16 protein-coding genes are annotated in these 24,709 nt (G+C 73.2%); 11 read left to right on the plus strand and 5 right to left on the minus strand.

The window, feature by feature from the left end:
- Nucleotides 1–261 precede the first annotated feature (261 nt).
- The 4 genes from ACFYXU_RS12420 to ACFYXU_RS12435 all read left to right on the plus strand — a co-directional run bounded on the left by ACFYXU_RS12420 (nt 262) and on the right by ACFYXU_RS12435 (nt 7,806).
- Complete coding sequence (locus ACFYXU_RS12420; RefSeq protein WP_389457539.1) at nt 262–4,152, plus strand: FHA domain-containing protein; 3,891 nt, start codon at nt 262–264, stop codon at nt 4,150–4,152.
- Nucleotides 4,153–4,291: 139 nt separating this feature from the next.
- On the plus strand, nt 4,292–5,653 hold the full coding sequence (locus ACFYXU_RS12425) for an ABC transporter substrate-binding protein (RefSeq protein ID WP_389457541.1): 1,362 nt from the start codon (nt 4,292–4,294) through the stop codon (nt 5,651–5,653).
- Between the two features lie 9 nt (nt 5,654–5,662).
- Entirely contained in the window at nt 5,663–6,958 is a 1,296-nt protein-coding gene (locus ACFYXU_RS12430) for a carbohydrate ABC transporter permease (protein ID WP_389457543.1), read from the plus strand.
- Nucleotides 6,955–7,806, plus strand: a complete 852-nt coding sequence (locus ACFYXU_RS12435; protein WP_376514023.1) for a carbohydrate ABC transporter permease — start codon at nt 6,955–6,957, stop codon at nt 7,804–7,806. Before ACFYXU_RS12430 ends, ACFYXU_RS12435 begins: the two co-directional genes overlap by 4 nt.
- An 85-nt stretch (nt 7,807–7,891) precedes the next feature.
- Here ACFYXU_RS12435 and ACFYXU_RS12440 read toward each other — a convergent pair whose 3' ends face one another.
- Nucleotides 7,892–8,491, minus strand: a complete 600-nt coding sequence (locus ACFYXU_RS12440; protein WP_329850284.1) for a TetR/AcrR family transcriptional regulator — start codon at nt 8,489–8,491, stop codon at nt 7,892–7,894.
- 157 nt (nt 8,492–8,648) lie between these two features.
- Between ACFYXU_RS12440 and ACFYXU_RS12445 the strand changes: the two genes are divergently transcribed.
- From ACFYXU_RS12445 to ACFYXU_RS12455, 3 genes are read left to right on the plus strand one after another with little or no spacing between them, the layout of a single operon-like run.
- Nucleotides 8,649–9,560 carry an ABC transporter permease gene (locus tag ACFYXU_RS12445; protein ID WP_361393362.1) on the plus strand — a complete coding sequence of 304 codons (912 nt, stop codon included), beginning with the start codon at nt 8,649–8,651 and terminating at the stop codon, nt 9,558–9,560.
- Nucleotides 9,553–10,350 carry an ABC transporter ATP-binding protein gene (locus ACFYXU_RS12450; RefSeq protein ID WP_389457546.1) on the plus strand — a complete coding sequence of 266 codons (798 nt, stop codon included), beginning with the start codon at nt 9,553–9,555 and terminating at the stop codon, nt 10,348–10,350. The genes ACFYXU_RS12445 and ACFYXU_RS12450 overlap by 8 nt, the downstream gene beginning before the upstream one ends.
- A gap of 26 nt (nt 10,351–10,376) precedes the next feature.
- Nucleotides 10,377–11,690, plus strand: coding sequence for a glycosyltransferase 87 family protein (locus ACFYXU_RS12455; RefSeq protein ID WP_389457548.1), 1,314 nt, complete (start codon nt 10,377–10,379; stop codon nt 11,688–11,690).
- Between the two features lie 64 nt (nt 11,691–11,754).
- Here the strand turns inward: ACFYXU_RS12455 and ACFYXU_RS12460 are convergent, their stop codons facing one another.
- Entirely contained in the window at nt 11,755–16,719 is a 4,965-nt protein-coding gene (locus ACFYXU_RS12460; RefSeq protein WP_389457550.1) for an NAD-glutamate dehydrogenase, read from the minus strand.
- 430 nt (nt 16,720–17,149) lie between these two features.
- Between ACFYXU_RS12460 and ACFYXU_RS12465 the strand changes: the two genes are divergently transcribed.
- Entirely contained in the window at nt 17,150–17,704 is a 555-nt protein-coding gene (locus ACFYXU_RS12465) for a DJ-1/PfpI family protein (RefSeq protein ID WP_329850278.1), read from the plus strand.
- Nucleotides 17,705–17,802: 98 nt separating this feature from the next.
- On the opposite strand, the gene ACFYXU_RS12470 is transcribed toward ACFYXU_RS12465, so the two are convergent.
- Entirely contained in the window at nt 17,803–18,459 is a 657-nt protein-coding gene (locus ACFYXU_RS12470) for an HAD family hydrolase (RefSeq protein ID WP_389407063.1), read from the minus strand.
- Nucleotides 18,460–18,480: 21 nt separating this feature from the next.
- Nucleotides 18,481–18,987: a DUF6912 family protein gene (locus ACFYXU_RS12475; RefSeq protein WP_329850275.1), complete on the minus strand. Its 507-nt coding sequence runs from the start codon at nt 18,985–18,987 to the stop codon at nt 18,481–18,483.
- 274 nt (nt 18,988–19,261) lie between these two features.
- On the opposite strand from ACFYXU_RS12475, the gene ACFYXU_RS12480 reads away from it, so the two are divergent.
- Complete coding sequence (locus tag ACFYXU_RS12480; RefSeq protein WP_376514033.1) at nt 19,262–19,807, plus strand: Rv3235 family protein; 546 nt, start codon at nt 19,262–19,264, stop codon at nt 19,805–19,807.
- Nucleotides 19,808–19,864: 57 nt separating this feature from the next.
- On the opposite strand, the gene secA is transcribed toward ACFYXU_RS12480, so the two are convergent.
- The gene (gene secA / locus ACFYXU_RS12485; protein ID WP_329850272.1) at nt 19,865–22,675 is read right to left on the minus strand and encodes a preprotein translocase subunit SecA; all 2,811 of its coding nucleotides are present in this window, start codon (nt 22,673–22,675) and stop codon (nt 19,865–19,867) included.
- 239 nt (nt 22,676–22,914) lie between these two features.
- Here secA and ACFYXU_RS12490 point away from each other — a divergent pair, with 239 nt between their 5' ends.
- Together ACFYXU_RS12490 and ACFYXU_RS12495 are read left to right on the plus strand one after the other, a co-directional pair.
- A complete protein-coding gene (locus ACFYXU_RS12490) occupies nt 22,915–23,502 on the plus strand; it encodes a GNAT family N-acetyltransferase (RefSeq protein ID WP_376514035.1) in 588 nt (195 codons plus the stop codon).
- Between the two features lie 41 nt (nt 23,503–23,543).
- Nucleotides 23,544–24,707: a winged helix-turn-helix domain-containing protein gene (locus ACFYXU_RS12495; protein WP_389407061.1), complete on the plus strand. Its 1,164-nt coding sequence runs from the start codon at nt 23,544–23,546 to the stop codon at nt 24,705–24,707.
- Nucleotides 24,708–24,709: the final 2 nt, after the last annotated feature.

Here is a 24,709-nt window from a genome sequence, read left to right on the forward strand (position 1 = left end):
CACGCATGCTCCGAAGGCATGCCCAACCGGGCTATTTCTCGCCCACGGCCGACCATTCAAGATCACTTGTGACCGACCCGCGGGCGTGTTGTCGGCGGCAGGTGCGAGGATGCCTCCAGCACGTCGCGTCGACGGGGTCGGGAGCCCCCGTGCCGCCGTGCCGACCTGTACCGGGCGACGCGCGTCCGTGCCGGGTGGGGGGAGACACAGGGCGGTTCCCTCCTGCCGGGCCATCTCGCGCAGAAGGGACCGCTGACGGCGATGCAGATCCGGCTGACCGTCCTCGCGCCGTACGCCGGCCACGGCGCCGGGCGCACCTGCGACGTGCTCGTCACGGCGCCCGCCGGGACGGCCCTCGCCGCCGTGGCCTCGAACCTCGCCGCCGCCGTCACGGGACCCGACACCTCCGCCTCGGGCACGACCGTGCTCTACGCGGGCGCGGAGCGGCTCGACGGCCGGCGCTGCGTCCTCGGCGAACCGCCGCTGGTCGACGGCGCGGTCCTCTCCCTCCAGGTCCCGGGCCCGGACGACCGGTCCGACGAGACGGCCTCCGCCCGGCTGCACGTGGTCGCGGGCCCCGACGCGGGCGGCGTCCACCTGCTGCACGGCGGAGCGATCAGAATCGGCCGTTCCGTCGACGCCGACGTGCCGCTCGACGACCCGGACGTCTCCCGCTCCCACTGCACCGTGACCGTCGCCGACGACGGCCGCGTCACGGTCGCCGACCACGGCTCGACGAACGGGACGACGCTCGACGGCGCGCCCGTCGGCGACCGCCCCGTCCCGCTCCGCCCGGGCGCCCTGCTGCGCCTCGGCGAGTCCGCCCTCCGCCTGACGGGCCCCGGCGGCGCCCCCGGCGGCACGGACGTGGTGGCGACCGCCCCGGACGGGGAGGGCCATCTCCGGGTCGCGCACGCCACGGACCTGCCGGACCGGACCGACCGGGTCGGGCCCTCCGAGGACGCCACGCACGGCGGCGCGCGCGGGATCGCGTTCGGCGAGGTCCCCGAGGACGGGTACGCGCACGCGGGGCAGCCGGGCGGGACACACCCCGGCCACGACGACGCGCCGGACGCGACCCCCGGCCGGGGCGACGCGCCCGCGCCGCCCGTCCCGCCCGCGCGCGGCGGCAGGCGCGGGCTCGGGGCCTGGGCCAGACGGCTGGCCGGCGGGCGCGAGGAGCTCCCCGCCGAGGACGTCCGCGCCTTCCCCGACGCCCCGGACACCCACACCGGGATCCGCCCAGACTCCGGCGCCGGGGACGGCGCCCCCGGTGCCGTCCCGGCCCCCGGCACCTGGCCCGATCCGGCCACCGTCCTGCTCACCGCCCTCGGCCCCGGCCCCCGGCTCTGGGAGCGGGCGGCGGACCACCCCGAGGCGCTCGTCGTGCGGCTCGGCACGACGGACCGCGCCGACCTCTCCGGCGTGCCCGTCACCGTCGGTCTCCGCGAGGCCGGCTCCCTCGGCCTGGCGGGCCCCGGCGACCGGCTCACCGGGCTCGCCCGCTCGGTCGTGGCCCAGCTCGCCGCCCTGCACTCCCCCTCCGACCTGGAGATCGTGCTCATCAGCGCCGACCGGAACCGCTCCCTGGAGGAGCGGCGCCGGGCCTGGGGCTGGCTGGGCTGGCTCCCGCACGTCCGCCCGGCCCACGGCCAGGACTGCCGGCTGCTCCTGGCGTACGACCGCGAGCAGGCCCAGGCCCGCACGGCCGAGCTGACCCGCCGGCTCGACGACGGCCCGCTCGGGCCCGGCTGGCCCAGCGCCGACCGTACGTCCGTCGCCGAGGCGGCCGCCCGCCACGACGGGCCGACGACCGTCGTGGTCGTCGACGGCGACCCCGGCTCGGCGGCGCTGCGCGAGACGGTCGCCCGGCTCGCGGGCGTGGGCGCGGCGGCCGGCATCCACCTCCTGTGCCTCGCCGAGGCGCCCGCCGCCACCCCGGACTCGCCGGTGGCCGCCACCTACGAGGCCGCCTGCGCCGCCTCCCTCGCCTTCCGCGAGTGCGGCGCCGCCGCGCTCCTCAGCGGTGACGTGGCGACGGCGCTGCGGCTGCTGCGGACGGCCGGCGGGCGGCTCGCGGGGCACGGCACGGTCGGCGTCGTCGACGCGGTGTCCGTCGCCTGGGCCGAGCGCTTCGGCCGGGCCCTCGCCCCGCTGCGCCCCGAGACGGCGGCGGCGCCGCACGGCCGGAGCGCCGCGCTGCCCCCGTCGTCCCGTCTGCTCGACGAGCTCGGGCTCGCCCGCGCGACCCCCGCCTCCCTGATGGCCCGCTGGGCCTCCGCCGCGGACGGCACGGCCGTCCTGGGCGCGGGCCCGCGCGGTCCGCTGGCCGTGGACCTCACCCAGGAGGGCCCGCACCTGCTCATCGAGGGTCCGGCGGGCAGCGGCCGCACGGAGCTGCTCCGCTCGATCGCCGCCTCCCTCGCTGCGGGCGGCCGCCCGGACCGGCTCGGCCTGCTCCTCGTGGACGGCGCGGGCGGCGAGCGCGGCGAGGGCCTCGCGGTCTGTACGGAGCTGCCGCACGTCACCGAGCACCTGGTCGCCTCGGACCCGGTGCGGATGCGGGAGTTCGCGCAGGCGCTGGGCGCCGAGCTGAAGCGCAGGGCGGAGCTGCTGGGCGACGGTCACTTCGCCGACCGTCGGGGGGCGGCGCGTGCCGCCGACCGGCTGATCGGGCAGCGCGCCCCGAGCGCGGCGGAGTCCGTGCCGCCGGGTGTCCGCGCGACCGTCCGCGTCGCGGACGCCGACGGCGTCTCCGACCGTCCGAGCAGCCGCACCCTCCGCACCGGCGACGGCACGATCGGCTCGCTCCCGAGCGGCCGCGGCGGCCGCTCGCAGGACGCTCCCCCGCACGACCGCCCGAGCGGCCGGATCACGTACCCGGGCGGCGAGGACCTCACCGGCCGCCCGGGCGGGCGGGTCCCGTACCCCGGCGCGGAGGACGTGACCGGCCGCGCGAGCGGCCGGGTCCCCCACCCGGGCACGGGCGAGCTCGGCAGCCGCCCGAGCAGCCGCACCCTCCGCACGGGCGACGGCGCCCCCACCCCCTACCCGGGCGACCGGGCCGCGCAGCCGGGCGCGGACGACCTGACGGGCCGCGCGGGCGGGCGAATCCCGCACCCGGCCGGCGAGGACCTCACCGGCCGCCCGAGCGGGCGGGTCCCGTACCCCGGCGCGGACGACGTGACGGGCCGCCCGAGTGCCCGCGTCCCCCGCCCGGGCGCGGACGACCTCACGGGGCGCGCGAGCGGCCGGGTCCCGTACCCCGGCGCCGGAGACCTCCAGGACGGTCCCAGCGGCCGTGTCCCGCGCACCGGCGACCTCACGGACCACCCCAGCGGTCGCGTCACACGCACCGGCGACCTCACGGACCACCCCAGCGGCCGTGTCCCCCGCACCGGCGACCTCACCGACCACCCCAGCGGCCGCGTCACACGGGCGGGTGGGGAGGGGTTCCTGGCCGACACGCCCAGTGGGCGGCTGCCCCGGCGGGACGGCGGGGCCCTCGACGACCGGGCGAGCGCCCGCACCCTGCGTACCGGCGACGAGACGGCCGGCGGCCGGATCCCGCGGCCCGCCTCCGGGGAGCAGGCTCCCGCGCGGGCCGGGGGCGCCGGGCAGCTGCCCCGGCTCGTCGTCCTCGTCGACGACTTCGACGCCCTGGTCGCCCCCGCGCTCGGCTCCCCCGGCCGGCCGGCCGCCGGCTCCGTCGTGCGGGCCCTGGAGGCCGTCGCGCGGCACGGCGCGCGGCTCGGGGTGCACCTCGTCGCGACCTCGGCGCGCCCGGACCGCACCTCCGACACCGAGCTGGCCCACGGGGCCCGGCTGCGGATCGTGCTCGACGCGCCCCCGGTCACGGCGGGCCCGGACGTGCCGGCGGCCGGGCGGGGCCGGCTCGGGCATCCGGACGGCCGGGTGACCCCCTTCCAGGCGGGCCGCGTGACGGGCCGGATCCCCCGGACGGCCACGCTCCGCCCGACGGTGGTCCCGCTGGAGTGGGAGCGGATGGGCGATCCGCCCACCCGTCGGCCGGTCCGTGAGCTGGGCAACGGCCCGACGGACCTGGCCCTCCTGGCGAGCGCGCTGGACCGTGCGGCGCGCTCGGTCGAGGCGACGCCCGTGCCTCCGCTCACCCCGGCCGTGCACGGCTGACGGTACGTCACGAGGGCGTCACGATCGCCCTCTTGAGACCGGAGGCGGTATTGCGGGGCCCCCGTGGCCCGGCGTAGACCTGTCGGACGGACAGCGACACGCACGGGACAGCGATACGCACGGGAGAGACGGGGCAGCGATGCGTACAACTCTTCGTCCACGCAGGGCCGCGGGGAGCGTCACCGCGCTCACGGCGCTGGCCGCACTCGCGCTCGCGGGCTGCGGCGGCGGGGCCGACCAGGACAAGGGAGACCCCGCACCGGACCGCGAACTCTCCCTGAAGGGCGAGAAGATCGAGGTCGCCGCCGTCTGGACGGGCCCGGAGCAGGAGAACTTCACCAAGGTCCTGAAGGAGTTCGAGAAGCGCACCGGCGCGACGGTCACGTTCGTGCCCGCGCAGGACCCGATCGTGAACTTCCTCGGCACGAAGATCGCCGGCGGCTCCCCACCCGACGTGGCGATGCTGCCGCAGGTGGGCGCGATCCAGCAGGCCGCCGCCCAGAAGTGGCTGAAGCCGGCCGGGCCGGAGGCGAAGGCGCAGCTCGCGGCGAACTACTCGCGCGGCTGGCAGCAGCTCGGGGCGGTGGACGGCACCCAGTACGGGGTGTACTTCAAGGCCGCCAACAAGTCCCTGGTCTGGTACAACACCGCGGTCTTCGAGAACGCGGGCGCGGCCGAGCCGAAGACCTGGAAGGACTTCGTCGGCACCGCCGAGACGATCTCGGCCTCCGGCGTGACCCCGGTCTCGGTCGGCGGCGCGGACGGCTGGACCCTCACCGACTGGTTCGAGAACGTCTATCTCTCCCAGGCGGGCCCGGCGAAGTACGACCAGCTGGCGAAGCACGAGATCAAGTGGACGGACCCGTCCGTGGCCGCCGCCCTGAAGACGCTCGCCGAGCTCTTCGGCAAGCCGTCGCTGATCGCGGGCGGGGCGAGCGGCGCCTTGCAGACGGAGTACCCGGCCTCGGTCACCCAGACCTTCACGGGCGGCGACCAGCCGAAGGGGGCGATGGTCTTCGAGGGCGACTTCGCGGCCGTCAACATCGCCCAGACGAAGGCGGAGATCGGGAAGGACGCGAAGGTGTTCCCCTTCCCGAAGGTCGGCGACGCGGGCACCACGCCCGTGGTGACGGCCGGGGACGCGGCCGTGGCCCTGAAGGACACGAAGGGCGCGCAGGCGCTGCTCGCCTTCCTCGCCTCCCCGGACGCGGCGAAGATCTGGGCGGCCGAGGGCGGCTTCCTCTCCCCCAACAAGAACCTGGACCCGGCGGCGTATCCGAACGACGTCCAGCGGAAGATCGCCCAGGCGCTCATCGGCGCGGGTGACGACTTCCGCTTCGACATGTCGGACCAGATGCCGCAGTCCTTCGGCGGGACGCCGGGCAAGGGCGAGTGGAAGGCGCTCCAGGACTTCCTGAAGAACCCGAAGGACGTGGCCGGCACCCAGGCGCGTCTGGAGGCGGACGCGGCGAAGGCGTACCGGTCCGCCGCGAAGGGCTGAGGCGCCCCGATGCCGCGGACCCACGGCAGGAGCAGGACCGTGGCGGCGGGCTTCCTGCTCCCCGCCCTGCTCCTGCTCGGCGCGCTCGTCGTCTACCCGATCGGGTACTCCGTCCGGCGCTCGCTCTTCGACCGCTCCGGCGACTCCTTCGTCGGCCTCGACAACTACCTCTCGCTCGTCACGGACGACTCGCTCCGCACGGCCGTCCGCAACAACCTGATCTGGCTGGTGGTGGCCCCGCTGGTGGCCACCGCGCTCGGTCTGGTCTTCGCCGTGCTCACGGAACGGGTGCGCTGGGGCACGGCGTTCAAGCTGGTCGTCTTCATGCCGATGGCGATCTCGATGCTGGCCGCCGGGATCATCTTCCGGCTGGTCTACGAGCAGGACCCGGACCGGGGCGTCGCCAACGCCGTCTGGGTGGGGGTCCACGACACCTTCGCGGAGTCCTCCGGCTTCCCCCGGGCCCGGCCGCTGCCCGTGCACCCGCTGAAGGCGGCCGGCGGCGGCGCGTACGTCACCAAGGAGCCGGTACGGGCGGGGGTGCCGGTGCTGCTGCCGCTGGTCGGGGTGGCGCCGGGGCGGATGCCGCAGGACGCACGCCCGGCGCACGCGCCGGCCCGCACCGGCGCGGACATCACCGGGACGGCGTGGCTGGACTTCACCCGGGGCGGCGGCGGGAAGCCGAACGTGGTCGACCCGGCGGAGCTGGGCCTGAAGGGCCTGCGGATCGAGGCGGTGCGGGACGGGAAGGTGGTCGCCACGGCCACGGCGGCGGCGGACGGCAGCTTCGCCCTGCCCGCCGACCGCGCCGACGGGGCGCTGCTCCGGCTCCCCGCGAGCAACTTCCGCGAGCAGTACAACGGCGTGGAGTGGCTGGGCCCGACGCTCGTGACCCCGGCGGTGATCGGGGCGTACGTGTGGATGTGGGCCGGGTTCGCGATGGTCCTGATCGGCGCCGGGCTCGCGGCCGTGCCGCGTGAGCTCCTGGAGGCGGCGCGGATGGACGGGGCGAACGAGTGGCAGGTGTTCCGGCGGATCACGGTGCCGCTCCTCGCGCCGGTCCTCGTGGTCGTCCTCGTCACGCTGATGATCAACGTGCTCAAGGTCTTCGACCTGGTCTTCGTCATCGCGCCGGGCTCCGCGCAGGACGACGCGAACGTGCTGGCGCTCCAGCTGTACCGCTCGTCCTTCGGCACGGACGCGGATCTCGGGGTCGGTTCGGCCATCTCGGTCGTCCTGCTGCTCCTCGTGCTGCCGGTGATGGTGGTCAACATCCGCCGCATCCGAAGGGAGTCCCGCCGATGAGGGTCCTCGTCTCCCGCGTCGCGGCCCGGACGGCCGGGGGCGCCGTCCGGGTGTTCCTGCTGCTCGCGGGCCTGTTCTGGCTGCTGCCGACCGTCGGACTGCTGGTGTCCTCGCTCCGCTCGCCCTCCGACATCGCGGCGAGCGGCTGGTGGCAGGTGTTCACGGCCCCGGCGCGGCTGACCACCGAGAACTACGCGCATCTCCTCGCGAACGACACGATCACCGGCTCGCTGTTCTCGACCGTCCTGATCACGGTCCCGGCCACCCTGCTCGTCCTCGTCATCGGCTCGCTCGCGGGCTACGCCTTCGCGTGGCTGGAGTTCCCGGGGCGGGACTGGTGGTTCCTGGGCGTGGTCGCGCTCCTCGTGGTGCCGGTGCAGGTGGCCCTGATCCCGGTGTCGAAGCTCTTCGGCGCGGTCGGGCTCTTCGAGACGACGGTCGGGGTGGTGCTCTTCCACACGGCCTTCGGCCTGCCGTTCGCGATCTTCCTGCTGCGGAACTTCTTCGCGGAGATCCCGCGCGAGCTCCTGGAGGCGGCGCGGCTGGACGGCGCGGGCGAGATCCGCCTCTTCACGCGCGTGGTGCTGCCGCTCGGCGGTCCGGCGATCGCGTCGCTGGGGATCTTCCAGTTCCTGTGGGTGTGGAACGACATGCTGATCGCGCTGATCTTCGCGGACTCGCAGTCGCCGCCGATCACGGTGGCGCTCCAGCAGCAGGTCCGCCAGTTCGGCAACAACGTGGACGTGCTGGCGCCGGGGGCGTTCGTGTCGATGGTGGTGCCGCTGGTGGTGTTCTTCGCGTTCCAGCGGCAGTTCGCGTCGGGCGTGATGGCGGGCGCGGTGAAGTAGCCGACGGGACGGCGCGCCGAAGGCGACCCGAGGCCGTCGGACGAGACCGTGAGGCGCCCTGAGCGCCGCCCGGCACCCGGCTCCGTCACGCCCGCAGCGCCGCCACCGCCGAGCGGGCGAGCTCGTCCACGTACCCCTTGGGCAGCGGCGTGCGGACGACGACGAGTCGCCAGTAGAGCGGCCCCACGGCGAGGTCGAGGGCCTTGCCGGGGTCGGTGCCCTCGGGGAGTTCGCCGCGCGCGACGGCCTCGCGGACGACCTGGGTCATCACGCCCTGCTGCCCGTCGAGGAGCACGGCCTTCACCGTCTCGGCGATCTCGGGGTGCCGGGCGGCCTCGACGAGCAGGTCCGGGATGACCTGGGAGGCGACCGGGTGGCGCAGGGCGTGCGAGGCCACTTCGAGGAGGGCGCGCACGTCCCCGTACAGGGAGCCGCTGGAGGGGGCCGGCAGGCCCTGCGCGGCGAAGGCCCCGACGAGGTCGAGGACGAGGGACAGCTTGGACTTCCAGCGCCGGTAGACGGCGGTCTTGCCGACTCCCGCGCGGCGCGCGATGCCCTCGATGGACATCCGGGCGTAGCCGACGGCCGCGAGCTCCTCGAAGACAGCGGCGCGGATGGCCTCGGTCACGTCCTCGCGGAGCACGGCGGCTCCGGCGGGGGTTCGGCGGGGGGTCGGGGCGGTCATGAACTTCATCCTAACCAACGGCGATGCCCCGGTGCCGTGACGACGAGACGGTTGCGTTCCGACGCACCTCGCCCTAACCTCCCCGTAGCGACGATACGGACCCGTTCCGTCGTCGCCGCCCGCACGCGCCCCGCACCCCCGTCGAAAGCACCTGCCTGTGACCACGACCCTCGCCCCGCCCGCGCGGCGGGACGCCCCCGCGGAGGACCTCGGCGCCCTCGCCCGCCGCCACGGCCTGAGCGTCAGCGGCGCCCGCCCCTCCCTGCGTCTCTACGTGCGGCAGCTCTGGTCCCGCCGGGACTTCATCGCCGCCTTCGCGACCGCCCGGCTCACCGCCCAGTTCAGCCAGGCACGCCTGGGCCAGGTCTGGCAGGTGATGACCCCCCTGCTCAACGCGGCCGTGTACTACCTGATCTTCGGCGTCATCATGAACGCGAAGAACGGCGTGCCCGACTACGTCCCCTTCCTGATCACCGGCATCTTCGTGTGGACCTTCACGGCCAACACGGCGCTGGCCGGCACCCGGGCGATCAGCGGCAACCTGGGCCTGGTCCGCGCCCTGCACTTCCCGCGCGCGAGCCTGCCGATCTCGCTCGCGGTCCAGCAGCTCCAGCAGCTGCTGTTCTCGCTCGCCGCGCTCGTCGTGCTGCTGGCCTGCTTCGGCGAGTTCCCGACCTGGAGCTGGCTGCTCGCGGTCCCGGCGCTGTTCCTCCAGGCGCTGTTCAGCGCGGGCCTGGCGCTGGCGCTGGCCCGGGTCTCGGCCCGCACGCCGGACGTCAGCCAGCTGATGCCGTTCGTGCTGCGCACCTGGATGTACGCCTCGGGCGCCATGTTCTCCATCCAGAACCTGGCGGGCAGCGGGCGCTTCCCGGAGGCCGTCGTGCTGGCCCTCCAGTGCAACCCGGCCGCGGTCTACATCGACCTCATGCGCTTCGCCCTGATCGGGAGCTTCACCGCGGCGCAGCTGCCGCCGCACGTGTGGGCGCTCGCCGCGGGCTGGGCCGTCCTGGCCTTCGCGGGCGGTTTCATCTGGTTCTGGAAGGCCGAGGAGACGTACGGCCGTGGCTGAGACTCCCGCGATCCCCACCGTCATCGCCGACGGCGTCCACGTCACGTACACCGTCCACGGCGGGCACCCGGGCGGCCGGGGCGGGGCCACCGCCGCGCTGGGCCGGATCGTGCGCCGCCGGCCTACTCCGGCCGCCCGCCGGGTGCACGCGGTGAGGGGCGTCAGCTTCGTGGCGCACCGGGGCGAGGCGATTGGCCTGATCGGTTCGAACGGCAGTGGGAAATCCACCCTCCTGAAGGCCGTCGCGGGCCTCCAGCCGGTCGACCGGGGGTCGATCTACACCCACGGGCAGCCCTCCCTCCTGGGCGTCAACGCGGCCCTGATGGACGATCTGACCGGCGAGCGGAACGTGATCCTGGGCGGGCTCGCGATGGGCATGAGCCGCGCGGAGGTCCGCGACCGCTACGACGGGATCGTCGACTTCTCCGGGATCAACGAGAAGGACGACGCGATCTCCCGCCCGATGCGGACGTACTCCTCCGGCATGGGCGCCCGGCTGCGCTTCTCGATCGCCGCCGCCAAGAGCCACGACGTGCTCCTGATCGACGAGGCCCTGTCGACCGGCGACGCGCGCTTCCGCCGCCGCAGCCAGCGGCGCATCGACGAACTGCGGGCGGAGGCCGGGACGGTCTTCCTGGTCAGCCACTCGAACTCGACCATCACGGAGACCTGCGAGCGGGCGCTGTGGCTGGAGTCGGGAACGCTGCGGATGGACGGCCCGGCGAAGGAGGTGGTCGCGGCGTACGAGGAGTTCACGGCCCGGCCGAGCGCGAAGGAAACGAACAAATAAGACATTGAGGGCTAAAGTGCGGTGAGATGACGCACGATCACCCGCAGCCCGACCCCGTCCGGCCGCCGACCCCGTCCCGGAGCGAGACCCCGGCCCTCACCCGGTCTCCCTTCGAATCCGACACCTTCACCTCCGCCACCTTCGTCACCGTCGGCCGCGGCCCCTCCCTCGCCCTCGGCGTCGTGTGGCTCCTCACCCGGGCCGGGATGCTGCTGCTCCTCGCCCGCGACGACCTCGGCATCGGCGGGGTGGGCCGCGAGGTGGCCCTCTACCAGCACTGGTACGGGAAGTTCGCCGACGGCACCTTCCCGCCCGGCGACGTCACCTGGCAGTACCCGCCCGGCGCGGGACTCGTGATCATGTCGCCGGGCGTCCTCCCCTGGCTCAGCTACTTCCAGGCCTTCGTCACCCTCACCCTCCTCGCCGACGCTGTCGTCACGGTCGCCCTCGCCCGCGCCGACAGCGCCCGCCTCACCCACGGCGCCTGGATCTGGGTCGGCGGCCTCCCGCTCCTCCTCCACCTCCCGCTCGCCCGGTACGACGTGCAGACCACGGCCCTCGCCGTCCTCGCCCTCCTCGCCCTGGGCGCCCGCTCCACCGCCGCCCACCAGCTCGGCGGAGCGCTCGCCGGAATCGGCGCCATGGTCAAGGTCTGGCCCGCGCTCGCGCTGATCGGCACGCCCCGCGGCCGCACCAGCCGCGAGGCCTGGACCGCCGCCGCCGTCACCGCCCTCGCGCTCCTCGCCACCCTCGCGCTCTTCTTCTCCGACTCCCTGGGCTTCCTGCGCCAGCAGGGCGGCCGAGGCATCCAGATCGAGTCCCTGGGGGGCACCGCCCTCGCCGTGGCCCGGGCCTCCGGCGCCTGGCCGGGCGGCGTCGAGTTCCGCTACGGCGCCTTCGAGTACGCCGGCCCGTACGTCTCCACCCTCGGGCACGTCGCCCTGCTGCTCACCGTCATCGCCTTCTGCTGGCTGCTCCTGTGGCGCCTCGCGGCGCACCGCTGGACCCCGGCCACCCCGTTCGACGCCACCCTCGCCGCCGTCCTGCTCTTCACCGTCACCAGCCGGGTGATCAGCCCCCAGTACATGATCTGGCTGCTCGGCCTCGCCGCGGTCTGCCTGACCTCCCGCCACACGGTGATGCGCCCGGTCGCCCTGCTGCTCCTGCCGGCCGCCGCCCTCAGCTCCCTCGCGTACCCCGTCCTCTACGACGAGGTCGTCGCCGGCACGCCCACCGGCCTGACCGTCATGGTGCTCCGCAACGGCCTGCTCCTCGCGGCGTCCCTGCTCGCCGCCCGCCGCCTGTGGACCTCGACGACCGGCGGCCCGCCCGCCTCCTGAGGCCGCCCGGAGACGGGGAAGGGCCCCGCCGGATCTCCGGCGGGGCCCTTCCTCACGCGCGCGGTCAGCTGTGCGTGCGCAGCAGCGTGCGCATCGTCCGCATCGCCACCGACAGGTTCGCCAGGTCGAAGGTGTCCGAGCCCTGGATCTCCTCCAGGGTCGTCCGCGCGCGGCCCAGGATCGCCGCGTTCTTCTCCTCCCAGGCCTTGAACCGCTCCTCGGGGCTCGTCGTGCCGTTGCCGACCGTCAGGACGTCGGCGGTCAGCGCCGCGTGCGCCGCGAAGAGGTCCTCGCGGATCGAGGCGCGGGCCATCGACTGCCACCGGTCGCTGCGGGGCAGCTCGATGATGCGGTCCATGAGGTCGGTGATCCGCAGCCGGTCGGCCAGGTCGTAGTAGACCTCGGCGACCGCCAGCGGCTCCTTGCCCGTGCGGTCCGCGATCGCGACGATGTCGAGCGTCGGGAAGGCGGAGGAGAAGCCGGCGACCCGCAGCGCGACCTCCTCCGGCACGCCGACCTCGGTCAGCTCGGCCAGGATCGACCGGTACCACTCCAGGTCCGAGCCGCGCAGCAGCTGCGGCAGCTGGGCCCAGACCTCCTCGACACGGTCGGCGAAGAACTCGATGGTCTCGGTGAGCTGGAGCGGCTGCGGCCGGTTGTTGAGCAGCCAGCGGGTGCCGCGCTCGACGAGCCGGCGGGAGTGCAGGCGCATCCGGGTCTGGACCTCGGCCGGGACCCGGTTGTCGAGGGCCTCGACGGCGTCCCAGACCTGGCCGAGACGGAAGACCATCCGGGCGGCGGTCTGCGCGCGGACGATCTCCTCGATCGACGCGCCGGTCTCCTCGCGGAGGCGGTGCAGGAAGGTCGAGCCACCGGTGTTGACGGTGTCGTTGACCAGGACCGTGGTGATGATCTCGCGGCGCAGCGCGTGGTTGTCGACGGCCTCGGTGAACTTCTCGCGCAGCAGCGACGGGAAGTAGGCGTGGAGCAGCCCGCGCAGGTAGGGGTCGTCCGGCAGCTCCGTACCGATCAGCTCGTCGGCCACCGTGATCTTGGTGTACGCGAGGAGGACGGCGAGCTCGGGCTGGCTCAGGCCCTTGCTGTTGTTGAGCAGGTCGCGGATCTGCCGGTCGTTGGGCAGGAACTCCAGGGACCGGTCGAGGGCCCCGTCGCGGCCCAGGCGGCGCATGAACCGCTGGTGGGCGTGGAGCAGGGACGGCGACTGGGCGACGGCGTTGGCCAGGGCGGTGTTCTGCGCGTAGTTGTTGCGCAGGACGAGCGCGCCGACCTCGTCCGTCATCTCGGCGAGGATCTTGTTGCGCTGCTTGACGGTCATGTCGCCCTCGGCGACGAGCCCGTTGAGCAGGATCTTGATGTTGACCTCGTGGTCGGAGGTGTCGACGCCGGCGCTGTTGTCGATGGCGTCGGTGTTGACCTTGCCGCCCTCGCCCTCGGGACCGCCGGTGCGGGCGAACTCGATGCGGCCCAGCTGGGTCGCGCCGAGGTTGCCGCCCTCGCCGATGACCTGGGCGCGGACGTCCTGGCCGTCGACGCGGATGGCGTCGTTGGCCTTGTCGCCGACGTCGGCGTTGGACTCGGCCGAGGACTTCACGTAGGTGCCGATGCCGCCGTTCCACAGCAGGTCGACGGGCGACTGGAGGATCGTCTTCATCAGGTCGGCCGGGGTCATCTTGGTGACGCCCGCCTCGATGCCGAGGGCGGCCCGCATCTGCGCGTTGACCGGGATGGACTTGGCGGTACGGGGGTGGATGCCGCCGCCCGCCGAGAGCAGCGAGGTGTCGTAGTCCGCCCACGAGGACCGCGGCAGGTCGAAGAGCCGGCGGCGCTCCGCGTAGGAGACGGCCGCGTCCGGGTTCGGGTCGACGAAGATGTGCCGGTGGTCGAAGGCGGCGACCAGACGGATGTGCTCGGAGAGCAGCATGCCGTTGCCGAAGACGTCGCCGGACATGTCGCCGACGCCGACGACGGTGAAGTCCTCGGTCTGGGTGTCGTGGCCCAGCTCGCGGAAGTGCCGCTTGACGGACTCCCAGGCGCCGCGGGCGGTGATGCCCATGCCCTTGTGGTCGTAGCCGGCGGAGCCGCCGGAGGCGAAGGCGTCGCCGAGCCAGAAGCCGTACGACTCCGCGACGCCGTTGGCGATGTCGGAGAAGGTGGCGGTGCCCTTGTCGGCGGCGACGACGAGGTACGTGTCGTCCTCGTCGTGTCGGACCACGTCGACCGGCGGCACGACCTCGCCCGCGACCAGGTTGTCGGTGATGTCGAGGAGCGCCGAGATGAACGTCTTGTACGAGGCGATGCCCTCGGCCATCCAGGCGTCGCGGTCCACGGACGGGTCCGGGAGCTGCTTGGCGACGAAGCCGCCCTTGGCGCCGACCGGCACGATGACGGTGTTCTTCACCATCTGCGCCTTGACCAGGCCGAGGATCTCCGTACGGAAGTCCTCACGGCGGTCGGACCAGCGCAGACCGCCTCGGGCGACCTTGCCGAAGCGCAGGTGGACGCCCTCGACGCGCGGGGAGTACACCCAGATCTCGAAGGCCGGGCGCGGGGCCGGCAGGTCGGGGATGGCCTGCGGGTCGAACTTCATCGACACGTAGGAGTGCGGCTTGCCGTCCGTCGCGGTCTGGAAGAAGTTGGTCCGCAGGGTCGCCGTGATGACGGTGAGGAAGGACCGCAGGATCCGGTCCTCGTCCAGGCTCGCGACCTGGTCGAGGGCGGCGTCCAGCTCCTCCAGGAGCGCGTCGATCAGCTCGGTGCCGGCGCGCTGGCGCTCCGGGGCCATGCGGGCCTCGAAGAGGTTGACCAGCAGCCGGGTGGTGTGGACGTTGTTGCGGAGGGTGTCCTCCATGTAGTCCTGGCTGAAGGTCGAACCGGCCTGGCGCAGGTACTTGGCGTAGGCGCGCAGCACCATCGCCTCGCGCCAGTTGAGGCCGGCGGACAGGACGAGCGAGTTGAAGTTGTCGTTCTCGGCCTCGCCCGTCCAGGTGGCGGCGAAGGCCTCCTGGAAGCGCTCGCGGGCGTCGTCGGCGAGGTAGTCCCCGTTGCCCGAGGTGACCGGCATCCGCAGACCGAAGTCGTAGATCCAGGCGTGGGCGCGGTCGGCGCAGCGCAGCTCGTACGGGCGCTCGTCGGTGACCTCGACGCCGAGCCGGTTGAGGACCGGCAGGACGGCGGACAGGGAGATCTGGTCACCCGTCTTGTAGATCTTGAAGCGGCGCTCGCCGGGGCCGGCGACGACCGGCTCGTACAGGGAGAGCGCGAAGTCCTTGCCGCTGCTGGCGAGGGCCTCCAGGTGGACCAGGTCGGCCACGGCCGCGCGCGGCGAGTGGTCGGCCTTGTAGCCCTCGGGGAAGGCGTTGCCGTAGCGGCGCAGCAGCTCGGCGGCGCGCTCCTCGCCGCACTCGGCGTTCAGCGCCTCGCCGAAGCCGTCGGACCAGGAGCGGGCGGCCTCGACGAGCCGGGCCTCGATGCGGTCGACGTCGGCGTCGGTGAGCTTGGCCAGCTCGGTGCCGGGCTCGACGCGGACGACGAAGTGCAGCCGGGAGAGGATCGACTCGGTGTTCCAGGCGGTGAAGTCGACGCTGGTGCCGTCGAGCTCCTCCTTCAGGATGTCGATGAGCCGCAGCCGGACGCGGGTCGTGTAGCGGTCGCGCGGCAGGTAGACGAGGGCCGAGTAGTAGCGGCCGTACTCGTCCTGGCGCAGGTAGAGCCGCAGCCGGCGGCGCTCCTGGAGGTACAGGACGCTGGTGACGATCGACTGGAGCTGGTCGACCGGGGTCTGGAAGAGCTCGTCGCGCGGGTAGGTCTCCAGGATCTGGAGCAGGTCGCGGCCGTCGTGGCTGTTCGGGGAGAAGCCGGCGCCCGCCAGCACCTCCTGGACCTTGCGCTTGACGACGGGGACCCGGCGGACGGACTCGGTGTAGGCCGCGGACGAGAAGAGGCCGAGGAAGCGGCGCTCGCCGATGACGTTGCCGTCGGCGTCGAACTTCTTCACCCCGACGTAGTCGAGGTACGAGGGGCGGTGCACGGTCGCCCGGCTGTTGGCCTTCGTCAGGATCAGCAGCTTGTGCTCGCGGGCCTTGGCGCGGGCGTCGGCGGGCAGCCGGCTGAAGGACGGCGAGACGGGGTGGGCGTGGTGGCCCTGGTCGTCGGCGCCGTGCAGCGGGTCGGAGCGCAGGATGCCGAGGCCGGTGCCGGGCACGGCGGACAGGGCGTCGCCGTTCACCAGCTCGTACTCGCGGTAGCCGAGGAAGGTGAAGTGGTCGTCGGAGAGCCAGCGCAGCAGCTCCTGCGCCTCCTCGACCTCGGTGGGCCGCAGGTCGGGGGCGGTGGGCTCGGCCGGGAGGCCCTCGGCGATGCGCAGGGCGGCGTCGCGCATCTTGTCCCAGTCCTCGACGGTCTCGCGGACGTCGGACAGGACGCGCAGCAGGTCGTTGGTGATCTGCTTGAGGTCGGCCTTGTCGGTCTCGCGGTCGATCTCGACGTGGATCCAGGACTCGGTGAGCGCGTCGTGCGGCAGCTCGCCGTGGATCTGCGCGGCCAGGACCTCGATGAGCTTGCCGGCGACGTCACGGCGGACGAGGACCTGCGGGTGGATCACGACGTGGATGCCGCGGCCCTGGCGGGAGAGCTCGTTGGTGACCGAGTCGACGAGGAAGGGCATGTCGTCGGTGACGACCTCGACGACGGAGTGGCTGCTGGTCCAGCCGTTCTCCTCCACCGTCGGGGTGTGGACGCGCACGCTCGCGGTGCCCTGCGGGCGGTTCTCCGCGAGCCGGTAGTGAGAGAGCGCGGCGCCGAACACGTCGACCGGGTCGCGGTCGGCGAGGTCCTCGGGCGCGGTGTGCAGGTAGTAGCGCTGGAGGTACTCGAGCACCGTGTCCCGGTCCGGGCTCTTGCCCGCGCCCTCCGGGCCCGTCGGAAGTCGCCCCCCGACCGGGCTGTGCTCAGCTACCCGGGCGGCCCTCTCGAGCAGCTCGGCCTTGGCTTCGTCCAGCTTGGTCTGCATGTCCTCTGACTCCTGTCGCGCGCCGTTGCGTGACGTCGGTGGAAGAAAGGACACAACGCCTCGACGCGGTGATTCCGGTCGCGGTCGACGTTATGCCCGGATGAGAGATGCCCAGGTCGTTATCGGCCACGGAACGTGGCGCGCCCGGACGGAGAGGATCGGCGAACGCACGGTCGGCCCGGCCGCTGTCGCGGACCGGGCGGCAGCCGGGGGCTTCACTGCCCCCCTGGCGTATCGCGCTGATCACGGCAAAAGCCTATCGCTCATGACCCCCGAACCGTCATGAGCCGTATGCGTACAAAAGAGCGGGCGAAGTTTGACGATATGGACAGCGACACGCGTCCTCCGGCCAAACCTCCCCGCCGGGGGCTGCCGGTGCGCGAGCATGGGCAGAGCACGACGGACCGACCATCTGTGACCTGGGAGAGCCATGGCGAAGATCCTGATCGTGACCGGGGACGCGGCGGAGTCGCTGGAGGTGATGTACCCCTACCAGCGGCTTCTGGAGGAGGGCTACGAGGTCGACATCGCGGCCCCGCAGCGCAAGACCCTCCGCTTCGTCGTCCACGACTTCGAGCCGGGCTACGACACCTACACGGAGAAGCCGGGGTACACCTGGCCCGCCGACCTGGCCTTCTCGGAGGTCGACCCGGGCGCGTACCTGGCGGTGGTGGTACCGGGCGGGCGGGCGCCGGAGTACCTGCGCAACGACCCGGAGCTCCGCAAGATCCTCAAGGCCTTCTTCGACGCGGACAAGCCGGTGGCCCAGATCTGCCACGGTCCCCTCCTGACGGCGGCGGTCGGCGGCCTGGAGGGCCGCCGCGTCACCGCGTACCCGGCCCTGGAGCTCGACATGCAGGCGGCGGGGGCGACCTTCCAGGACAGCGCGGCCGTGGTGGACGGCCTCCTGGTCTCCTCGCGCGCCTGGCCGGACCACCCGACCTGGATGCGCGAGTTCCTGAAGGTCCTCCGCGCGAAGGGCTGACGCGCGAGGGCTGACGCGCGGAGAGCCGGGTCCCCGGGAGCCGTACCGGCTCGGGGACCCCGGCTCCGCGCCGCCCGGCCCGATCGGACAGGGCGTCGCTAGACCAGTTCCTCCGCCACGGCGACGGCCTCCGCGAGCGAGTCCACCACCGGGACCCCGACCCGCTCCAGCGAGGCTCGGCTGTGCGACCCGCCGGTGTACAGCACCGCCCGCGCGCCCACGTGCGCCGCGGCGATCGCGTCGTCCGCCGCGTCACCGATGACGACCACCCGCTCGGCGGGAACGGCCAGCGCGGCCAGGTGCCGCACCATGTGACCGGACTTCCCGTCCGTCGAGGCGTCCACCCGCCCGTCCATGCGGACGAACCGCTCGGCGATCCCGTGCCGCCGCACGAGGGGTATCAGCTCGGCGTGCGGCGCGAGCGAGAGCAGCGACTGCGTGAAGCCGGACGCCTGCCGGGTGGCGAGCAGCTCCGCCGCGCCGACGGTGAGCCCGCAGGACTCGGCGCGCTGCCAGTAGTGCCGGTGGAAGGCGCCGTCCATGACGAGCCATTCCTCGTCCGTCGGCAGGCGCCCCATCAGCCGCTCGTAGAACTTCGGCACCGGCACCGTGTACAGCTCGCGGTACCGCTCCAGGGTGATCGCCGCGAGTCCGAGCTCGGCGAAGGCCGCGTTCGTCGCGCCGATCACCGCGCCGGTGTCGTCGAGCAGCGTGCCGTTCCAGTCCCAGACCAGGTGTTTTCCGTGCTTCCCCATGGAGAGACGGTACCGGGCGGCTCAGCCGAGCAGGGAGGGGATCTCCTGCACTCCGAACCACAGGAGCTCGTGGTCCTCCGCGCCGTCCACGACGAACTGCGCGTCGTCGTCGCCCTGGTCCGCCGCGCCCAGCGCGCCCGCCGCCGCCGTGACGTCCGCCTCGGCGTCGTCCGCGTCGGCGTGCACGGCCGCGGCCCGGGTCAGCGGTACGGCCGCGGCGACGCGGACCTCGCCGATCGAACCGGCGTCGAGGCCCCGGTCGGGGTCGACGGTCGCGTCCTTGTCGGCCACGTCGACGGCGACGACGATCCGGCGCCGGGGCGCCCCGGGGTCGCCGGCGAGGAGCCGGAGGGAGGCGGAGGCGGCGCGGTTGAGCGCCGCGTACTCCAGCTCCTCGATGTCGTCGGAGACGTACCACTCGCGCAGCGCGGGGGTGACGGCGTAGGCGGTCAGGGGCCCGGGGCCCAGCTCGCCCGCCTTGTGCGCCTGTGCGAGACCGGGGAGGGTCAGGGGGACGTAGACGCGCATGGCAGGCCGCTTTCGTAGACGGAGAGGCCCTCAGGATACGTGCGGAGTCCCCCTTCGGGGTGGCGGGCCGGACGCGCCGTCCGTCCACCGCGGAAGGCCGCCCGCCGGGCCGCCGGAGACACGATTTCCGACCGCGTCACCCGGATAGGTGATCCGGTTCCGGAGCCGTTCCGGCCCGCGGGAGCCTTGCGGGGCCCCGAAGTCCCCCCGTACAAGATCCCCAACGGAAGTTACTCACTAGTATTGACCGGTCACGCAACGTCAGGGGTCCGCCATGAACGCCACGCTCACCGCCACGCCCTCCCCGCTGCCCCGGCCCCGCACGGCCCCCGGCGGCCCGGCCGGCACCCGGCCGCGCGGCGCCGCCGGATCCCGCCCCCGCGGCACGGGCGGGACCCGCCCCCGCACCCCTGCGCAGGGCGGCCCCGCCCGCACGCCGGCGCAAGCGCAGGGCGGCCCCGCCCGCACCGCGCCCCGCGCGCTCCCCCCGCACACCGTGTTCGCCGAGCGCCTGCTCGCCGTGCTCAGCGGGGAGCGGCCCGTGCACTGGATGCTCGGCCACACCGTCGGCGACGCGTACGAGCAGCTCGTCCGGCTCGCCCCGGAGACCCCCCTGCGCTCGCACGGCCCCCGTCCCGTCCTGCGGCGCTGCTCGGTCCAGGTGCACGCGCCGCAAGGGGCCCTCGAAGCCTTCGCGACCATCGCCACCGGCGCCCGGCTGCGGGCCATGGCCTTCCGTCTGGAGCGCGGCGAGGACCAGCGCTGGCGCTGCGCCGCCGTGGAGCTGGACGGTCTCGGCACGGCCGCCCACCGCGCATGACGGAGGGGCCGGCCGCCACCCGGCGACCGGCCCCTCCGTCAGATCAGTCGGAAGACGTCACTTCTTGCGACGACGCCCGCCGCCCGCGTTCTTCTGGGCCTTGCGACGCTCGGCGCGGGTCAGCCCGTCGCCGGAGTCCGCGTCGTCGGAGGCGAAGTCGCCCTCGACGACACCGCCGTCCCCGTCCACGGTCGGCGCGGAGAAGTGGAGCCGGTCCGGACGCTGCGGGGCGTCGAGCCCCTTCGCGCGGATCTCCGGACGCCCGGCGGCCGCCGGAACGGCGTCCTCCTTGTCCAGCGACGGCGCGGACGCCTGCACCGGGACCTCCTCGACCTGCTGCTCGACCTGGACCTCCAGGTTGAACAGATAGCCGACGGACTCCTCCTTGATGCCCTCCATCATGGCGGTGAACATGTCGAAGCCCTCGCGCTGGTACTCGACCAGCGGGTCCTTCTGGGCCATCGCGCGCAGGCCGATGCCCTCCTGGAGGTAGTCCATCTCGTAGAGGTGCTCGCGCCACTTGCGGTCGAGGACCGAGAGGACCACGCGCCGCTCCAGCTCACGCATGATGTCCGAGCCGAGCTGCTTCTCGCGGGTCTCGTACTGCTCGTGGATGTCGTCCTTGATGGACTCGGCGATGAACTCGGCGGTGATGCCCGCCCGGTCCCCGGCCGCGTCCTCCAGCTCGTCCACGGTCACCTTCACCGGGTAGAGCTGCTTGAAGGCGTTCCACAGGCGGTCGAGGTCCCACTCCTCCGCGAAGCCCTCGGCGGTCTCCTGGCGGATGTAGTCGTCGATCGTGTCGTCCATGAAGTGCTGGACCTGCTCGTGCAGGTCCTCGCCCTCCAGGACGCGGCGGCGCTCGCCGTAGATGACCTCGCGCTGCCGGTTGAGGACCTCGTCGTACTTCAGGACGTTCTTGCGGGTCTCGAAGTTCTGGGTCTCGACCTGGGACTGCGCGGAGGCGATGGCACGGGTGACCATCTTGTTCTCGATCGGGACGTCGTCCGGCACGTTGGCCATGGCCATCACGCGTTCGACCATCTGCGCCTTGAACAGACGCATCAGGTCGTCACCGAGCGACAGGTAGAAGCGGGACTCGCCCGGGTCGCCCTGACGGCCGGAACGACCGCGCAGCTGGTTGTCGATACGGCGCGACTCGTGGCGCTCGGTACCGAGGACGTACAGCCCGCCGAGGTCCTTGACCTCCTCGAACTCCGCCTTCACGGCCTTCTCGGCCCGCTCCAGGGCGCCGGGCAGGGCCGCGGCCCACTCCTCGACGTGCTCGACCGGGTCCAGGCCCGCCTGGCGCAGCTCGGCCTCGGCGAGGTCGTCCGGGTTGCCGCCGAGCTTGATGTCGGTGCCTCGGCCGGCCATGTTCGTGGCGACGGTGACGGCGCCGCGGCGGCCGGCCTGGGCGACGATGCTGGCCTCGCGCTCGTGGTGCTTGGCGTTCAGCACCTCGTGCTGGATGCCGCGCTTGGAGAGCTGCTGCGAGAGGTACTCGGACTTCTCCACGGAGGTCGTGCCGACGAGGATCGGCTGACCCTTCTCGTGCTTCTCCGCGATGTCGTCGACGACGGCGGCGAACTTGGCGACCTCGGTCCGGTAGATCAGGTCCGACTGGTCCTTGCGGATCATCGGCCGGTTCGTCGGGATCGGGACGACGCCGAGCTTGTAGATCTGGTGGAACTCGGCGGCCTCGGTCATGGCCGTACCGGTCATGCCGGAGAGCTTCGAGTACAGGCGGAAGAAGTTCTGGAGGGTGATCGTGGCGAGCGTCTGGTTCTCGTCCTTGATCTGCACCCCCTCCTTCGCCTCGATCGCCTGGTGCATGCCCTCGTTGTAGCGGCGGCCGGCGAGGATACGGCCGGTGTGCTCGTCGACGATCATGACTTCGCCGTCCATGACGACGTAGTCCTTGTCCTTCTTGAACAGCTCCTTCGCCTTGATGGCGTTGTTCAGGTAGCCGACGAGAGGGGTGTTGACCGACTCGTAGAGGTTGTCGATGCCCAGCCAGTCCTCGACCTTGGCGACGCCCGCCTCGTGGATCGCGACGGTGCGCTTCTTCTCGTCGACCTCGTAGTCGCCGGTCTCCTCGATGCCCTTGAGCGGGTTGCCGGGCTCGCCCTTGCTCAGGCGCGTGACGAGCTTGGCGAAGTCGCCGTACCACTTGGTCGCCTGGTCGGCCGGACCGGAGATGATCAGCGGCGTACGGGCCTCGTCGACGAGGATCGAGTCGACCTCGTCGACACAGGCGAAGTTGTGGCCGCGCTGGACGAGCTCGTCCTGGGACCACGCCATGTTGTCGCGCAGGTAGTCGAAGCCGAACTCGTTGTTCGTGCCGTACGTGATGTCGCAGCCGTACTGCTCGCGGCGCTGGGCCGGCGTCATGTTGGCCAGGATGCAGCCGACGGTCAGGCCGAGGAACTTGTGGACCCGGCCCATGAGCTCGGAGTCGCGCTCGGCCAGGTAGTCGTTGACCGTGATCAGGTGCACGCCCTTGCCGGAGAGCGCGTTGAGGTACGCCGGGAGGGTACCGACGAGGGTCTTGCCCTCACCGGTCTTCATCTCGGCGACGTGGCCGAGGTGCAGGGCGGCGCCGCCCATCAGCTGGACGTCGTAGTGGCGCTGGCCGAGGACGCGCTTCGCGGCCTCGCGGACGGTCGCGAAGGCCTCGGGCATCAGGTCGTCGAGGCTCTCGCCGTCGGCGTACCGCTGCTTGTACTCCTCGGTGAGCGCCCGCAGGTCGGCGTCGGAGAGGTTGACGAAGTCCTCTTCGATGGAGTTGACCTGGTCCGCGATGCGGTGCAGTTTGCGCAGGATCTTGCCTTCGCCTGCACGCATGAGCTTGTTGAAGACGGACACTGAGGCTGGTCTCCTTGCCGGTCGGGCCTGGCACTGGGTCTTGTGATGGACGCGAGCGCGGGCACGGCAGGTGGTCCCCACCGCAACGGCCATCGTAAGCGAGACCGCCCTCGCGCAGGGAGGCCCGCAGTGCCCGAGCCGTACGTCCGCCCGCAATGAGAACGCACGAGGTGGGCGGAAGGTGCCGCCCCACCCGAAAAGTGTTCGCTTCCGGCGCCCGCGGTCACCACAATCCCGGCATGGATCCCATCATCCTCACCACGGACCGCCTGCGGCTCCGCTCCTTCGTCCCCGAGGACGCGGACGCGGTGTACGAGATCTGCCAGGACCCCGACATCCAGCGCTGGACCGTCGTCCCCTCCCCGTACGAGCGGGAGGACGCCGAGCTCTTCGTCCACCGGCTGGTCCCGGACGGCTGGCGCGAGGACACCGAGTACGCCTTCGCCGCCGAACCCGTGGAGGGCGGCCCGCTGCTCGCCGCGGCCAGTCTGACCAGCCGGGGCCTGGGGAACTGGGAGATCGGCTACTGGCTGGCGAAGGAGCACCGCGGCGCCGGACACATGACGGAGATCGTCCGCGCGCTCGCCCACTGGGCCTTCACCGGCCTGGGCTGCACCCGCCTGATCTGGCGCGCCGAGGCCGGCAACGCCGCCTCGCGCGCGGTGGCCGAGCGGGCCGGCTTCCTGGTCGAGGGCCTCCAGCGGGCCGGTCTTGCCAACAAGGGGACCCTCCGGGACGCCTGGGTCGGCGCCCTGCTCCCCTCCGACTTCGGCCTGCCCAGCCCCCTGCCGTACCTCCCGGCGCCGGAGCGCTCCACCGGCGGCTGAAACGCGGCCCGGTGTCAGTGCCGGGGCCTAGGGTGCGGTCCATGACGACTGCGCCGCGCCCCGCCGCCGAACTGTCCGCCGACGAAGCCCGCAGGATCGCCCTGCGTGCCCAGGGGTTCCTGGGCGCCCCCGACCGCGGGGCCGGAGTGCGCGGGGTCCTCCGGTCGCTCGGCCAGGTCCAGCTCGACACCATCTCGGTCCTGGCCCGCTCGCACGAGCTCATCCCGTACGCGCGTCTGGGCGCCGTGGGCCGCCCGGCGGTGGAGGACGCCTACTGGACGGAGTCCCACGCCTTCGAGTACTGGTCGCACGCCGCCTGCGTCCTGCCCGTCGAGGAGTGGCCGCACTTCGCCTTCCGCCGGCGCGCCTACCGCGCCCGTCCGCACTGGGGCCACGAGCTGTCGGCCGGGGCGTACGACAAGGTGATCGACCAGCTGCGGGACCAGGGGCCGCTGACGGCGACGGAGCTGGGCGGCGCCAAGAACAAGGGCGAGTGGTGGGACTGGTCCGACTCCAAGATCGCCGTCGAGCGCGCCCTGATGTACGGCGAGGTGGTCGTCACGGAGCGGCGCGGCTGGAAGCGGGTGTACGACCTGGCCGAGCGGGCGATCCCGCCGGAGCTCCTCCACGACGACCTGGACGACGCCGCGTGCGTGCGGCGCCTGGTGCGGCAGGCGGGCGAGGCCCTGGGCGTCGGCACGCGCGCGGACATCGCGGACTACCACCGGATCAAGGGCGAGCAGTTCGACGCGGCGGTCGAGGCCTCGGGACTGGTGCCGGTGACGGTCGCGGGCTGGGGGAAGCCCGCCTGGGCGGATCCGGCGGCGCTGGCCACCGAGCCGCGCGGCCGGCACCGCACGACGCTGCTCTCGCCGTTCGACTCGCTGATCTGGGAGCGGGCGCGCACGGAGCGCGTCTTCGGCTTCACGCACCGGCTGGAGGCGTACGTGCCGAAGCAGAAGCGGATCCACGGGTACTTCGCCATGCCGGTGCTGGCGGGGGGCCGGCTGGTCGGCCGGGTGGACCCGGCCCGGGAGGGCCGGACGCTGGTGGCGAAGCAGGTCTCGCTCGACGGCCCGAAGGCCGTTCCGGCGGTGGCGCGGGCCCTGCGCGAGGCGGCCGCGTGGGTGGGCTGCGACGCGGTGGCGGTGGAGCGCCTGGACCGGCCCGAGCTGCTGCCGGGGCTGGTCGCGGCCCTCGCCTGAGG

This window comes from Streptomyces sp. NPDC002232, from assembly GCF_042890295.1.
Classification (GTDB): domain Bacteria; phylum Actinomycetota; class Actinomycetes; order Streptomycetales; family Streptomycetaceae; genus Streptomyces.

What these genes read in the sequence shown, in the direction of transcription:
- ACFYXU_RS12420 (WP_389457539.1), top strand. Translation starts at nt 262, where the DNA reads ATGCAGATCCGGCTGACCGTCCTCGCGCCGTACGCCGGCCACGGCGCC.
- ACFYXU_RS12425 (WP_389457541.1), top strand. Translation starts at nt 4,292, where the DNA reads ATGCGTACAACTCTTCGTCCACGCAGGGCCGCGGGGAGCGTCACCGCG.
- ACFYXU_RS12430 (WP_389457543.1), top strand. Translation starts at nt 5,663, where the DNA reads ATGCCGCGGACCCACGGCAGGAGCAGGACCGTGGCGGCGGGCTTCCTG.
- ACFYXU_RS12435 (WP_376514023.1), top strand. Translation starts at nt 6,955, where the DNA reads ATGAGGGTCCTCGTCTCCCGCGTCGCGGCCCGGACGGCCGGGGGCGCC.
- ACFYXU_RS12440 (WP_329850284.1), bottom strand. Translation starts at nt 8,491, where the DNA reads ATGACCGCCCCGACCCCCCGCCGAACCCCCGCCGGAGCCGCCGTGCTC.
- ACFYXU_RS12455 (WP_389457548.1), top strand. Translation starts at nt 10,377, where the DNA reads ATGACGCACGATCACCCGCAGCCCGACCCCGTCCGGCCGCCGACCCCG.
- ACFYXU_RS12460 (WP_389457550.1), bottom strand. Translation starts at nt 16,719, where the DNA reads ATGCAGACCAAGCTGGACGAAGCCAAGGCCGAGCTGCTCGAGAGGGCC.
- ACFYXU_RS12465 (WP_329850278.1), top strand. Translation starts at nt 17,150, where the DNA reads ATGGCGAAGATCCTGATCGTGACCGGGGACGCGGCGGAGTCGCTGGAG.
- ACFYXU_RS12470 (WP_389407063.1), bottom strand. Translation starts at nt 18,459, where the DNA reads ATGGGGAAGCACGGAAAACACCTGGTCTGGGACTGGAACGGCACGCTG.
- ACFYXU_RS12475 (WP_329850275.1), bottom strand. Translation starts at nt 18,987, where the DNA reads ATGCGCGTCTACGTCCCCCTGACCCTCCCCGGTCTCGCACAGGCGCAC.
- ACFYXU_RS12480 (WP_376514033.1), top strand. Translation starts at nt 19,262, where the DNA reads ATGAACGCCACGCTCACCGCCACGCCCTCCCCGCTGCCCCGGCCCCGC.
- ACFYXU_RS12490 (WP_376514035.1), top strand. Translation starts at nt 22,915, where the DNA reads ATGGATCCCATCATCCTCACCACGGACCGCCTGCGGCTCCGCTCCTTC.
- ACFYXU_RS12495 (WP_389407061.1), top strand. Translation starts at nt 23,544, where the DNA reads ATGACGACTGCGCCGCGCCCCGCCGCCGAACTGTCCGCCGACGAAGCC.